We start from the raw sequence: 14,486 nt of genomic DNA, 5'->3' as shown, positions 1-14,486 counted from the left end.
GGAAAGTAGGACGATAAAATGACTGAAAAAAAAGCACTGACAAAACGCTATGAATTTGTATTGCTGTTTGATGTTGAGAATGGGAATCCGAATGGTGATCCAGATGCCGGAAATATGCCGCGGTTGGATGCTGAAACGGGTTGTGGTCTGGTCACTGATGTGTGTTTGAAAAGAAAAGTCAGAAATTATATAGAGTTAGCCAAAGGCGGAGAACCGTCATTTGAAATTTATGTAAAGGAATCAGCCGTATTAAACAACTTAAATAAAGAAGCCTTTTTAAACAATCCGGATATCGAGTTGAAAGAAAATAAACAAGATAAAATGGAAGCAAAGAAAAAGAGTGACCAGCTTACACTTACACGTTGGATGTGTGACAAATATTATGATATCCGAACGTTTGGAGCCGTAATGACTACAGGAGTGAACTGCGGCCAAGTACGTGGACCTGTCCAGTTTAGTTTTTCGAAAAGCATCGATCCAATTTCTCCACAAGAAGTAACAATTACCCGGATGTCTGTTACAAACGAAAAAGATGCGGATAAAGAGCGTACGATGGGAAGGAAGAGCATCGTTCCCTATGGGCTTTATCGTATGGAAGGGTATGTATCTGCACCATTGGCAAATCAGACCAATTTTAGCGAGGAAGATTTAAATGAACTGTGGATCGCGCTTGTGAATATGTTTGATCATGATCGATCCGCCTCCAGGGGCAAAATGGCAGCGCAAAAGCTGACTGTCTTTGAACATGCGACTGCTTTAGGGAATGCTCCGGCACATAAACTGTTTCAATTGGTGAAGGTTTCTCGCAAACCTGACGTTGATCTTGCCCGTTCTTTTGACGATTATGAGGTTGTAATTGGACAAGCTCCTTCTGGAGTAACGATTGACGAAAAGCTGTAGATTGCTGGGGTAAGGTAAATGTGGAAGGCTGAAGACGATTTCTTAATGATTTCCGGTATACAACATTTTGCTTTTTGTCAGCGGCAATGGGCATTGATTCACATTGAACAGCAATGGCAGGAAAATGTATTGACTACACAAGGACAACATGTGCATCGACGCGTCGATGAGGATGGCTTTGACGAAACGAGAGGGAACTTACGGATTGTCCGTTCTATGCCAGTCCTGTCGGAGCAATTGAAGATCCGAGGCATCGCGGATATGGTAGAGTTCAGGCGTGTCAATGAGGAATCAGAAGAGACTGTTGTATTAGACGGACGAGAAGGATATTGGAAAGTTGTTCCCATTGAATATAAAAGAGGTAAGCCCAAGTCTGAGGATTGGGATATTGTCCAATTATGTGCGCAAGCGATCTGTTTGGAAGAAATGCTTCATGTAAAGATTCCAGTTGGAAATATTTATTACGCGGAGAAACGTAGAAGAGAGAGTATCGAGCTAACTAACCAGCATCGTCAACGTGTAGAGGAGCTCGTTACGGAAATGCGCCATTATTTCGATAAAACGATTACGCCTCGCGCTGTGTACAAGAAACACTGCCAACAGTGCTCGCTTTTAACCATTTGTCAACCAAAGTTAAGTACTTCTGGGGCAAAATCAGCCGCTGCCTATATCAGGCAGCACATTGGAGGGGATGAAAAATAAGACGTCTATTAAACACATTATACGTGACTTTGCAGGATGCGAGTATCGGCGCAAAAGGTGAAACACTGGTTGTACGGGCAAATGGTGTGAAAGAGCTACAAGTGCCGATTTTAAATCTGGAATCTGTTATCGTATTCGGATACAAGGGGGTTAGTCCAGATGCGATGCAACTTTGCATGGATAACAATGTCTCTCTTGTATTTTTGACACCTTATGGTCAGTTTAAAGCACGTATGACAGGAGAAACAAAAGGTAATGTACACTTGCGACGTACACAGTATCGATGGAGTGATCAGGATGACAAATCGCTATTGCTGGCCCAACGTTTCTTGTACGCGAAAATAGCAAATGCAAAAACATCTATTCAAAGGACGCTACGAGATTACCCGGATCGTATAGACAAGGAAAAATGTACAGCGGTAATCGGCAGCCTTGAACGACAAATAAAAGAGGTCAGGAAAAGTAAAACACTTGATCAATTACGTGGAACTGAGGGGCTTGCGGCTCGAGATTATTTCTCAATCATTTCAGAACAGGTTCTGGTAAATAAAGAGTACTTCCCATTTCCGGGCAGAGTAAAGAGACCGCCAACTGATCGGATGAATGCGTTACTTTCATTCTTGTATACGTTACTTGCCAATGATGTAACACATGCTATTGAATCAGTAGGGTTAGACCCCCAAGTTGGTTTTTTACATCGAGATCGCTCAGGAAGAAATAGTTTAGCCTTAGACCTTATGGAGGAATTTCGGGTATATTTAGCTGATCGAATAGCCTTAACGCTAATTAATCGGCAGCAATTGTCACCTGACAGCTTCATTGAAAAGGAATCAGGAGCTATTCTTTTAACCGATGATGCGCGAAAAACCGTACTGACTGAATGGCAACAGCGTAAAAGAGATGAGATACGTCATCCTTTTTTTGATGAGAGGATTCCGATAGGACTATTGCCGTATTCTCAAGCAATGTTATTAGCCAGATATTTACGAGGTGATTTGGATGATTATCCTCCGTTTTTTTGGAAGTAGTAGGTGATGAGTCATGATGGTCCTAATAACCTATGATGTGAGTACAAAGACAGCATCGGGTCAGAAAAGGCTACGCCAGGTTGCTCGTTTGTGCGAAAATTATGGACAAAGGGTACAAAATTCTGTCTTTGAATGTCTGATCGATCCTCAACAATTCACAGAATTACAATTTGAATTGCAAAGAACTATTGATCCTGCAACAGATAGTTTGCGATTTTATCATTTGGGGGCAAAGTGGAAAGGCAAAGTAGAGCATATTGGTGCAAATCAAAATTACGATCCAGAGGGCTTTATTATGATTTAAGGACTGCGAACCCCAAGTGAACATTTGATCCCGGTGTGGTTCGCAAACGTGATCCCACTAGTATTACGATTGGATTTGCTCGAATATTTGAAGATATGTAAGCGCATCTTTATTAGGTTCGCGGATTCGATAGAAAAAACACAAGTGTGGTAAGCATTTATTGGTTGTGCAGTCACTCGCTATGCGCGAGTGTGGATTGAAACCTCTTTTCCCTCGTTAGTTCAGCCACAAATTTAGTCAGTCACTCGCTATGCGCGAGTGTGGATTGAAACCGGGAATCGAACGTGTGGTAAGCCTCGTCCAACAGTCACTCGCTATGCGCGAGTGTGGATTGAAACAGTTCTGCACTTGTGACAGACCCAAGAGGATTTTGTCACTCGCTATGCGCGAGTGTGGATTGAAACACTAGGTATCAGAGATACGCTCAATGACTTATCGTCACTCGCTATGCGCGAGTGTGGATTGAAACATCATCTGTACCCCTAGAACAAATCTCGTGAACTGTCACTCGCTATGCGCGAGTGTGGATTGAAACATTTTCGATCCATATTTATCTATCAAGACGCTGTCGGTCACTCGCTATGCGCGAGTGTGGATTGAAACACCCCATAGCCACGTAGCCCACTGAATGATAGGGTCACTCGCTATGCGCGAGTGTGGATTGAAACTCCTGTTAGAGAGCCGAAGGAATTAGTTACTAAGTCACTCGCTATGCGCGAGTGTGGATTGAAACGGAACAAGTCGCCTGCAGGAGCTGGGCGACAACGTCACTCGCTATGCGCGAGTGTGGATTGAAACACCATCTATAAGTATCCAGGTTATTTCTGACACGTCACTCGCTATGCGCGAGTGTGGATTGAAACGCTGGAAAGACAGCAGCGGGGTTCGTTGACCCGGTCACTCGCTATGCGCGAGTGTGGATTGAAACACCTGTAGATACATTTCCCGATGTTCCGGAAGAAGTCACTCGCTATGCGCGAGTGTGGATTGAAACGATATCGGCAAGTTTGAACCAGGAGCGACTACTGGTCACTCGCTATGCGCGAGTGTGGATTGAAACTGCTGAATGATGAGGTGTGAGAGCGTCTTTATGGTCACTCGCTATGCGCGAGTGTGGATTGAAACAACATTACTGTATGATTCGGCCTTGATCGAGCAGGTCACTCGCTATGCGCGAGTGTGGATTGAAACCCAGACACCATCCGCATTGAGCTGCAGCTTTTCTAGTCACTCGTTACGCGCGAGTGTGGATTGAAACTTGATCGGGTCGTCAATGATCATAAGGTCGGCACCGTCACTCGCTACGCGCGAGTGTGGATTGAAACAAAAATTAAACGGGCTCACAGATGCTGACCTGAGTCACTCGCTACGCGCGAGTGTGGATTGAAACCATATGCCGACTTATCAAGATATTCGAGATGATTGTCACTCGCTACGCGCGAGTGTGGGTTGAAACCACACTTGAATTGACCTTGTAAAGCCAGCATACGGTCACTCGCTACTCGCGAGTGTGGGTTGAAACGACCAAGAGGCGGTCGCGTCCGAACAAGACCTGACGTCACTCGCTACGCGCGAGTATGAATTGAAACAAACAAGCCAAACAACACTCAAGGAATCACTCGCAACATGCGGATGTTTATAGACTCAGGCTAAGGAATTGAAAAGACACGGCATAATAATAAAAAAATGCACAAGAGGTGAAACGCACATGCAAAAACAATCCTTTTCCATCGCACTCGACGAGGAGTTAACGCTGCGCGGCGACATTCATACGGAGGAATCGGCAGGCTCAGCACAGCCACTACTGCTGTTTTGCCACGGCTTTAAAGGCTTCAAGGATTGGGGAAGCTTTCCCTACGTGGCCGATGAGCTGGCTAAGCAAGGCATTACCACCATTCGCTTTAATTTTAGCTGCAATGGCGTAGGGGAGAGCTTGACGGAGTTCGACGAGCTGGAGAAATTCGGACGCAATACATATGCGCGCGAGCTGGCTGATTTGCAAGCATTGACGGAACGGATTTTGTCAGGCAAGCTCCCGTTACCCGATTACGTGGACAAAACAAAGCTGTACGTATTGGGACACAGCAAGGGCGGCGGTGACGCGATCTTATTCGGAGCAAACAACCCGCAGGTGGCAGGGATTGTGACCTGGAACGGAATCGCTCATGTCGATTTGTTCGATGAAAAGCTGCGCAGACAAATAGAAGAGACAGGCGTCGGATACATAGCAAATGCACGAACCGGTCAAGACATGCCCATCACCAGAGTCGTGATCGAGGATGTGGACAACAATCGCCAACAATACGATATTTTGGAACTGGTTTCTACGATGGAGCAACCACTGTGCATCATCACAGGAGAAAAAGATTATGTCCGTCTGGTAGAGGGTGCAAAAAGAATTCATCAGGCTGCCAAAAACAGCGAGCTGCACTGGATAGAAGGCGGAGATCATACGTTTAACACGCGTCATCCGTTTGCGGGTACATCGGCTCCGTTGGAAGCTGCGATCAAGCAAACTGTCGCATTTGTCCGCACCCCACGGACATAGAAAAAACCTCAATTTTCCCGCGTTTTCTTTCCATTTGGGCTGTGGTATACTGGGAATCGTTCTAACGGTTCGAATGATGTGATTATTCAGAAAAATAACAGAACAGGTGGAGAAGAAACATGAATAGCAAGGTGTATCTGTATGATACGACCCTGCGAGATGGAACGCAGGGAGAGGGGATCAGCCTGTCGGTAGAAGACAAGATAAAGATCGCACTGCGGCTGGATCAGTTTGGTATCGATTTTATTGAAGGCGGTTGGCCGGGCAGCAATCCAAAGGACATGGCTTTTTTTGAGCGTATCCGGGAGATTTCGCTGCAGCACGCAAAGGTAACGGCTTTTGGCAGTACCTGTAGACCGAATGTAGCAGCGGCAGATGATGACAATCTGCAAGCATTGATCTTAAGCGGAGCCTCGGCAGCCGCGATTTTCGGGAAATCATGGGACTTGCACGTGACGGAGGCTCTCAAGACGACGTTGGAAGAGAACGTGCGCATGGTCGCTGATTCGGTTGCATTTTTAAAAGAAAACGGACTGACGACTCTCTTTTTGGCAGAGCATTTCTTCGATGGGTACAAGGCGAATCCACGCTACGCATTGCGTGTACTGGAAGCGGCAGAAGAGGCTGGGGCTGACTGGATTGTTCTCTGTGATACAAACGGCGGGACACTGCCGCATGAAGTCTATGATATTGTCAAAACGACTGTGGGTCATCTACGGACGCCTGTAGGCATTCATCCGCATAATGACAGTGGAGTGGCAGTTGCCAATGCACTGGCTGCGATTCAGGCGGGCGCACAGCAAGTACAAGGAACGATTAACGGTATCGGTGAGCGCTGCGGGAACGTCAACCTGATCTCAGTGGTTCCGAATTTGCAGCTCAAGCTGGGACATCATTGTGTGAGCAGCGATCAATTGCAGGAGCTGACACAGCTGTCTCGCTATGTAGCGGAAATTGCCAACATGACGATGCCAAACAACCAGCCATTTGTCGGGTACAGTGCGTTTGCTCACAAGGGTGGTATTCACGTAAGTGCCGTTATGCGCGATCCGAAAACGTACGAGCACATCGAGCCAGAAAATATCGGCAACAAACGTCGCGTACTCGTCTCAGAGCTCGCAGGACAAAGCAATTTGCTCGCCAAAATGGAAGAGCTCGAGATCGATCTATCGCTGGATCGCGAAAAGGCCAGAGAAATCATTACACACATCAAAGAGCGCGAATTCCAAGGCTATCAATACGAGGGAGCAGAGGCTTCGCTCACGCTGATGCTGCTGGAAGCCTCCGGCAAGCTAAAAAACCTGTTCAAGCTAGACTCCTTCAAAATCATGCTGGAAAAGGCAGCCATCCAATCGATCACATCGGAGGCAACCGTGAAGCTGCGGGTGAACGGGGAGTCTGTCCATACGGCTGCCGATGGCAACGGTCCGGTGAATGCGCTGGACAATGCGATGCGAAAAGCATTGGAGAGCTACTACCCGTGCATTGCAAAAATGCAGCTGGAAGATTACAAGGTGCGTGTCTTGGACGAAAACGGCGCGACTGCTGCAAAAGTACGTGTCCTAATCGAATCCTCGAGCAACGGCGAAAAGTGGAGTACAGTCGGCGTTTCCACCAACGTCATCGAGGCGAGCTGGGAAGCACTGGCAGACAGTATCCGTTACTTGCTGTGGAAAGAAGGCTGCGAGGAAGTCGGAAGCCTTGCTTCCTCCGGGACGCGTGTAGGAATTGTAAATCATTAACAAAGGGAACCAGCCCGGGCAGATGCCGTCGGGCTGGTTTTCCTTTGGTCTGCAAGTTTTAAAAGGTAACGATCAACCAACAAAGCTGGCGAGAATAAAAAGCACAGGGCTCGTAGACCTTGACAACGCCTACCCAGTCGGAACTTCCAAAAGGGGACCACGCTTGTCGAACACTTCTTCTCTGAGAAACGTCCGCCCGTAGGGTGGCTTTGGCTCGACGGTCCCCTTTTGGAAATGGAGACGGACAGTCAATCCCCCAGCTGGCGTGTCAGAGTCGAAGAGAACTGTGCTTTTTCTTCTCCTCCACCATGTTGACTCAAACCACAAAGACCTTCGGTCACGGCTGCGAAGAAGAAACCGGCCGATCAATCAGTTGCCACAGCTTTGTCTCGGTGGCAGAATTCGGGTCAGGTGTGTAAATGCTGCACCGCAAATCCGCATTTCCGAAAACTTGCAGCGAAGTCAGATGAAAGAGCATTTTCCCTACCTTCGCATGACGGAATTCCAGTAATACCTCCGGAGCTGAGCTGACGCGGCTCTGCTCCCACAGGTCGTGAAAGTCGGGATGAACCTGCCGCATCTCACTTAAAAACTGCTCGTACCACTCGTCCTCTACATACTGACCGTAATTGGCGCGAAAAATCGCGAGAAAGCCGCTGACGAAATGCTCCCAGTTGACGGCCAGCCGTCGTAATTCCTTACGCGTAAACACGAGGCGGATTAAATTCCGCTCTTCATATGGGATTTGTTCAAAATCAAGAAAGACATGTGTAGCTGCCTCGTTCCAGCCGACAATATGACTGCGCCGATCTGAAATGATGGTTGGGCACGAGCGCAACTCTTTTAAGATTCGTTTCAGGGCTGGATTGATCTGCGGCGGTTCATCTTTTTGCGGGCTTTGCCCGACTCCAGTCCCTGTCTCTAGTGCCAGCGCATACAAATATTTGTGCTCATCGACGGTAAGCTGCAAGGCTCTTGCTACCGCATCCAGAACAGAAGGCGAGACCTTGATATCGCGGCCTTGTTCCAGCCATGTATACCAGGTGGAGCTAACCCCGGCAAGCTGAGCCACTTCTTCTCTTCGTAGCCCAGGTGTTCTTCTACGTGTCCCAGGGGCCAGCCCGACCGATTGTGGTAAAATTTTGGCGCGTTGCGCTTTCAAAAAAGTAGACAGTGCCTGCAACCGCGTTTGCTGATTCATGGTACACTCTCCATTTCCCAATTTCCTCAACTGGGTAAGTTTGTTAGACTAGTACTCATTATACTAGGATAAACAACAACTTGTAATAGGATAACACGTGTGACAAGATGGTTTCCATAAGGCACTCGAATAGGAGGCTAATCATGGAAAAAGTCGTTGTCACAGGAATGGGAGTAATCTCCCCGATAGGGAATACAGTGAATCAGTTTTGGAACAGTCTCGTGCAAGGAAAGTCTGGTATCTCTCCAATTGATACTTTTGATACAGCACGAAATAAAACGAAAATCGCAGGTTTGGTGCGAGATTTTGATCCGGTGGAGCGGTTTGGGCGCAAAGAAGCGCGGCGAATGGATCGCTTTTGCCAGTTTGCCCTTGCTGCTGTAGAAGAAGCACTAGAGGATGCAGAACTTCAGCTGGACGAGTTGGACCGCGAGCGAATCGGGGTTTATGTAGGCTCTGGCATCGGTGGGGTAGGGACGCTTCTTGAGCAGCATAACGTTTTACGTGAACGAGGTCCTGAGCGGGTCAGCCCGACGCTTGTTCCCATGCTCATTTCCAACATGGCAGCAGCGATGATCAGCATCAAGTACGGTTTATACGGTCCGACAATGTCACCTGTTACTGCATGCTCGATTGGGAATACGTCCATCGGTGAGGCTTTCCGGCTCATTCGGGCGGGCGGGGCGGATGTCGTTATCGCAGGAGGGTCTGAGGCCGCAGTGACAGACATATCTCTCGCCAGCTTTAGCAATGCGACGGCATTGTCTACAAGAAATGATGATCCAGCAGGAGCGAGTCGGCCATTTGATGCCAAGCGGGATGGGTTTGTCATGGCAGAGGGTGCCGGGATTGTGATATTGGAATCAGAATCACACGCCAAGAAAAGAAACGCCCGCATGTATGCCGAGGTGATTGGCTATGGGGCAAGCTCTGATGCCTATCATATGGTGGCGACACATCCGGAAGGAATCGGTCCCTACCGTGCGATGAAATGGGCCCTCCAGGAAGCAGGGGTGCAACCGACCGACGTGAATGTCATCAGCGCGCACGCAACCAGCACAGAACTCGGAGACCGCTCTGAGACACTGGCCATCAAAAAGCTGTTTGGCGACCAGGCGTACCGTGTACCGATCACCGCCAACAAATCGATGACGGGACATATGTTTGGTGCAGCCGGGGGTGCGGAGGCGATCGCCCTGATTAAGAGCTTGCAGGAAGGAATCATTCCCCCGACAATTAATCAGGTAGAGCGTGACCCCGAATGCGATCTGGACTATGTGCCAAATACAGCACGCAAAGCCACGCTCGATATCGGCATGTCCAATTCCTTTGGCTTTGGCGGTCACAACGCAGTCATTGTGCTGAAAAAAATGTAACGGATAGAGCCTGTTCTCGTAGTCTCAGGTAGACTGTGAGAGCAGGCTTTTTTTATTTCGATAGAAAAAAATGAAACGTTTTGTCGCCCTGATTTCTCTAACAGGGGAGAAAAGGAGGGGGGAGCTGTTTGAATAGACAACTTGGTCTCGTTGCTCGTGCCAAGGATGGTGATGCTGACGCGTTTCAAATGCTGATTCATCAGGAAAAAGCCAATTTGTACAAGATGGCTTTCGTGTATACGCGCAACGAAGAGGATGCGCTTGAGATTTTTCAAGAAACGGTCTATAAGGCGTTACTCTCCATTTCAACCTTAAAGGAAGAGCAGTATTTTACCACATGGTTGACGCGCATTTTGATCAACTCGGCGCTTGCCTATTTGGCTAGGAAACGCAAGGTAATCTCGCTTAGCAAAGACATGATTGAAAATGTGCGGGATACAGGAAGCGTAAGGCTCGAGGAACGGATCGATCTGTTGGAAGCAATGGAAGAGCTGGAAGAAAAGTATGTAACGGTACTGCTGCTAAGGTTTTACAAGGACTACTCCGTAAAACAAATCGCGGAAACGCTGGATTGTCCGGAAGGCACTGTAAAAACGAATATTCACAGAGGATTGACACTATTAAAAAAGAAACTAAAAGGGGAGTACTTCGATGAGAGAAAAAATTCATGCCTATAAAGAGCAAGTAGATCGCATTCCAGTCCCGACAGAGAAGCTGGACGCTATTATCGCCCAAACCGTTCAGAAGGCTGTACCGAAGAAAAAACGCCTGAACAAACGAAAGCTGGTGTACAGTACAGGGGCAGCGGTCGTAGCTTTAGGGGTCTTGTTTAGCTCAGCAGCAGTTTCTCCGGCGATGGCCAATCTGGTGTCCAAGGTGCCTTTGATTGGATCGATTTTCTCGGCATATGGAGATAACGGATTGAAGCTAGCGAGTGAAAAAGGCTTAACAACTGTCATTGGCGAGTCGCAGGACGTGGATGGTCATGCGATTACTGTCAATGAAGTGTACTATGACGGCACCCGTTTTACGATTGGTTATACATTGGAAACGAAGCAGGCAGTCGGAGAGCATTATTTAGGCTCCTCCCCAGATCTGACGGTAAATGGGAAAGCATTTGGATACGCAGGAAGCAGCAAGCATACACAGATCACGCCGACGCTAGCGACCGGGATTGTCGATATCGATGCGATCAATGGCTTGCCCGAGGAGTTCAAGCTGGGATTGAGCTTTCATGGGGAGGACGGCAAGCAGTGGAACTTCTCCTTGCCAATCATCTCCCGTACAGATACCAAGCGCATTGCGATCAATCACCAGCAAAAAGCTGGAGGCATTGACCTCACTGTTCCGGATATAACAATGGGTCCAGCAGGACTGGTGGTCAGCTTCCAGGCTGTAACGGAGGAAATCGGCTATCTATCGAGCTATTTGGAATTCAAGGTCGTTGATGATAAAGGAAATGAGCTAGGAGCCTACTCAGGCGGTAGCCAAGGTAAAAAATCAGATGGTAAAGAATACCTTGCAGGAACCCGTCGTTTCGATCCGGTGACAGCAGATGTAAAAGAATTAAGGATCACTCCATATCTGTCATTGCCATCTCAAGGTGGTGGTGTTGGGGTGGATAAAAATGGGGAAGAAACGATAATCCAATCAACCATCGAGATGATAAAGAAACAAGGGAAAGACATTGAGTTCAAAACGTTTACCGTTACGTTGAAAAAATAAAGTCCACGCAAAAAAGCGTCACTCCATGTACAGGAGCGACGCTTTTTTCTCTTGTTGGGGCAAAACTAGGATTGCTTTCTCATCGCACCCAGCTCTTCAACGATGGCGGTCATTTCATTGATGCCAAACGCTGCTTTTTTCTGCACCATGTTGTACAGGTACAGCAAATCCTCGTAATGAACGAGATCGAAGTCCTCCGGGCGCATCACTGCTGTATTCGCCATGTTCAGCTTTGCTTTGATGCCCTCAATGATAATGGCCAAGTTTTCTACAGTCGGTTGATTCAGGTCAGCCATACTTTCTCTCTCCTCTCTACAAATCTGGTATTTATTTCGTCAGTTGCCCACGTGTGACGCCCAACTGGTTGGTTGCCTTTAGGGTACGCCATACGTGTGTACCGCTAACTTCTCCGCGCAATGCCTTGCGATACAGACTGATTACCTCTTTCACGCGCTCTGGTTCTTCTTCCAAAAACTCGATGCGATAGCTACCGACATTCAGGGAGCGGAACTCGCTCAAGTATTCAGCACCGGACTGGTCAATCGCGTTATAAACGGTATTGCGGCAACCGGTATCCACACGTACAGGGTGAGAAAAACCGACGCGGTCTTTCAAAGAAATGCGGGAGGTCTCACATGGAGTTCCGCAATTAGTATGGTCAGTACCTTCACTCATGAATGTGCAGTAAACGCAGTGTTCGGTGTGGAACATCGGCATGTGCTGGTGGATAACCAGCTCCATGTTCGCAGCGTTTGAGCGGCTGAGCATATCAACCATTTGCTGGATGTTCAGATCGTACGATGGCGTGACGCGCTCAAGACCTGTTGCAAGGAACAGTTCAACTGCCTTGTGGTTCGCGACATTCAAGGAGAAATCGCCAATCAGTGGAATGTCGATTTCGTCACGACGGGACAAGTAGTAATAGAGTGCGCCCGTATTGCGCACCAGAATAGCGTCTGGTTTGCTTTTCGCGATCAGGGCAAGGACACCGTTTTCATCCGGCATATGAATGCGCATCGTAGCAATCCCGATCTTTTTCCCGTACTTATGGGCCAGCTTGACACCCTCTGGATACTGCTTGACGAATTCAAAGTCAGCGTAGAGGAAGTCCACATCCGTTTGCGCGGCAGCCTCCAATTGCTCAAGCGAGCGGCACAGCGCTGTCAGGAGTGGCTTTTCCACTGGCTGGCTCTTCGGGGCATCCGCGTATACATTGATATCGTGATGGTGGTAAATCGGCGGCTTGGAGCGCAGGAACACGAGCTGTTCAACCGCGTCACGACGCATCCGGTTCAACTCACTGACAGGTACGATGAGATCCCCTTCGAGATCGACAGTCAGATCGTGAGCTTCCAGGTGGAAAACGGTTCCGCCCAGACGGCTTAATTGATCATGCAGCAACTCAGCTGTCAGAGGACGCTTCAAAGCAGTTTCCAGTAATACCTCAGAAGGAACACTGACAGCGTGATTCGCTTGTTTATCTACCCAAGTGACACTGAGCTTTTCACCCAGCTTTCCGCTCACGTGAACAGAAAGCGGGAAGGTACGATAAGGCTTTTCCGTCTCGAACGTTTTGCGCAGGCGACGATCCAGCTCAGGATCGCTCGTCTTCCATACGCGGTCACCGACATGAAGACGCTTCAGATTCACGTCATTGCGTCCCATGACGATTTCGTACATGCCTTTGGAAACTTCGCCTTCAACCTTTTTACTACGGCTCAAAATATCGTAGATGCGACCGCCTTCTTCTTTTTGCGTGGGGTCACCCGCGTCGAACACGATTCCGTCTCCGCGTTTGACAGGAGAAGTGATGTCCACCAAAATGCCTGTAGGAAGCAGTTTTTTCACGGTTCCCAAAAACACACCGCGGCTTTTCGGGAACGAACCATCTACGAGCTGCTTGTTGTTTGTCCCGGTCAAAAATCCGTGTGTAAATCCGCGAGAGAAGCTTTGTTGCAGCTCGCGTACTTCTACCTCGGTTGGTCCTGTATCTTGTCCGGCAAAATAACGCTCGATGGCGGCATTGTATTTACTCACGACGTTTGCCACGTATTCAGGTGTTTTCAGGCGGCCTTCAATTTTAAAGGAAGTCACGCCAGCCTCGATCAGCTCAGGAACCAAATCGATAGCAGCCAAGTCTTTTGGAGACAGCACGTAAGCGATGTTCCCCATTTCCTTTTGCACACCGTCTACCATCAGGTCATACGGCAAGCGACAGGCTTGGGCACACTCCCCGCGGTTTGCCGAGCGTCCACCCCACATCTCCGAGGTCAGACATTGTCCCGAATAAGAAACGCACAAGGCACCGTGAACGAATACTTCCATCGGCAGCTTTGCTTTTTCACCGATTTTTTTGATCTCTTTTAATGAATTTTCACGGCCGAGTACGACGCGTTCCATATCAAACGGCTTCGTGAACTCCACCGCTTCCGGCGAAGTAATCGTCATTTGTGTAGAGCCGTGAATCGGGAAGTCTGGAGATATCTCGCGGATCATCTTTACGAGACCGAGGTCCTGTACGATCACAGCGTCTACTCCAGCGTGAATACAGGCGTCAATCAGCTCGCGTGCATCCTCTAGTTCATTTTCAAATACGAGAATATTAAAGGTAAGGAAGCCCTTTACCCCGTACATGTGCAAATAAGCCATAATCTCAGGCAGTTCCGCCATTTGGAAGTTCTCAGCACGAGCACGCGCGTTGAACTTTTCTACCCCAAAAAAGATGGCATTGGCTCCGTTGGCCACGGCTGCTTTCAAACAGTCCCAGTTACCGGCAGGTGCCAACAGCTCGATATCTTCACGTTTTATACCATTTCGCATGTGTATGTCATTACCTCCAAGGTCTTCAAACAAGCTCTTCTTCATCATAGGGAAATGTGCTGGTCACCGCAACAAAAACATCCTTTCTGCCAGATGTTGAAAATGTGCCTTCCAGAAAGACACCTGTAATGTTATTCTGT

Annotated in this window: 12 protein-coding genes and 1 CRISPR repeat array; of the genes, 9 read left to right on the top strand and 3 right to left on the bottom strand. The window is 48.2% G+C overall.

Annotation, left to right across the window (positions count from 1 at the left end):
- The first annotated feature begins 18 nt into the window (after positions 1 to 18).
- From cas7c to cimA, 6 genes are all read left to right on the top strand, one after another.
- Entirely contained in the window at positions 19 to 900 is an 882-nt protein-coding gene (gene cas7c / locus HP570_RS21420) for a type I-C CRISPR-associated protein Cas7/Csd2 (protein WP_173627067.1), read from the top strand.
- A gap of 18 nt (positions 901 to 918) precedes the next feature.
- Positions 919 to 1,602 (top strand): CRISPR-associated protein Cas4, encoded by a 684-nt coding sequence (gene cas4 / locus HP570_RS21415; RefSeq protein ID WP_087346075.1) that lies wholly within the window; start codon positions 919 to 921, stop codon positions 1,600 to 1,602.
- Entirely contained in the window at positions 1,599 to 2,630 is a 1,032-nt protein-coding gene (gene cas1c, locus HP570_RS21410) for a type I-C CRISPR-associated endonuclease Cas1c (protein WP_173627165.1), read from the top strand. The genes cas4 and cas1c overlap by 4 nt, the downstream gene beginning before the upstream one ends.
- 13 nt (positions 2,631 to 2,643) lie before the next feature.
- A complete protein-coding gene (cas2, locus tag HP570_RS21405; RefSeq protein WP_047071600.1) occupies positions 2,644 to 2,934 on the top strand; it encodes a CRISPR-associated endonuclease Cas2 in 291 nt (96 codons plus the stop codon).
- Between the two features lie 171 nt (positions 2,935 to 3,105).
- Positions 3,106 to 4,523: a CRISPR direct-repeat array (repeat unit 32 nt; unit sequence GTCACTCGCTATGCGCGAGTGTGGATTGAAAC).
- A 119-nt stretch (positions 4,524 to 4,642) separates the two neighbouring features.
- A complete protein-coding gene (locus HP570_RS21400) occupies positions 4,643 to 5,482 on the top strand; it encodes an alpha/beta hydrolase (protein ID WP_173627066.1) in 840 nt (279 codons plus the stop codon).
- Positions 5,483 to 5,601: 119 nt separating this feature from the next.
- Positions 5,602 to 7,224 (top strand): citramalate synthase, encoded by a 1,623-nt coding sequence (gene cimA, locus HP570_RS21395; RefSeq protein WP_173627065.1) that lies wholly within the window; start codon positions 5,602 to 5,604, stop codon positions 7,222 to 7,224.
- Between the two features lie 337 nt (positions 7,225 to 7,561).
- Here the strand turns inward: cimA and HP570_RS21390 are convergent, their stop codons facing one another.
- Positions 7,562 to 8,425, bottom strand: coding sequence for a helix-turn-helix transcriptional regulator (locus tag HP570_RS21390; RefSeq protein ID WP_173627064.1), 864 nt, complete (start codon positions 8,423 to 8,425; stop codon positions 7,562 to 7,564).
- 143 nt (positions 8,426 to 8,568) lie between these two features.
- Between HP570_RS21390 and fabF the strand changes: the two genes are divergently transcribed.
- From fabF to HP570_RS21375, 3 genes are all read left to right on the top strand, one after another.
- A complete protein-coding gene (fabF, locus tag HP570_RS21385; RefSeq protein WP_173627063.1) occupies positions 8,569 to 9,801 on the top strand; it encodes a beta-ketoacyl-ACP synthase II in 1,233 nt (410 codons plus the stop codon).
- Between the two features lie 128 nt (positions 9,802 to 9,929).
- Positions 9,930 to 10,478, top strand: coding sequence for a sigma-70 family RNA polymerase sigma factor (locus tag HP570_RS21380; protein WP_173627062.1), 549 nt, complete (start codon positions 9,930 to 9,932; stop codon positions 10,476 to 10,478).
- On the top strand, positions 10,453 to 11,526 hold the full coding sequence (locus HP570_RS21375; RefSeq protein ID WP_173627061.1) for a DUF4179 domain-containing protein: 1,074 nt from the start codon (positions 10,453 to 10,455) through the stop codon (positions 11,524 to 11,526). Before HP570_RS21380 ends, HP570_RS21375 begins: the two co-directional genes overlap by 26 nt.
- 65 nt (positions 11,527 to 11,591) lie before the next feature.
- On the opposite strand, the gene HP570_RS21370 is transcribed toward HP570_RS21375, so the two are convergent.
- A complete protein-coding gene (locus tag HP570_RS21370; RefSeq protein WP_015892616.1) occupies positions 11,592 to 11,822 on the bottom strand; it encodes a DUF1128 domain-containing protein in 231 nt (76 codons plus the stop codon).
- A gap of 31 nt (positions 11,823 to 11,853) precedes the next feature.
- Positions 11,854 to 14,346 (bottom strand): U32 family peptidase, encoded by a 2,493-nt coding sequence (locus HP570_RS21365; RefSeq protein ID WP_173627060.1) that lies wholly within the window; start codon positions 14,344 to 14,346, stop codon positions 11,854 to 11,856.
- Positions 14,347 to 14,486: the final 140 nt, after the last annotated feature.

The sequence above is a fragment of the Brevibacillus sp. RS1.1 genome (assembly GCF_013284365.1).
Lineage (GTDB): Bacteria > Bacillota > Bacilli > Brevibacillales > Brevibacillaceae > Brevibacillus > Brevibacillus brevis_D.
This window is presented reverse-complemented; position numbering and strand designations above follow the sequence as displayed.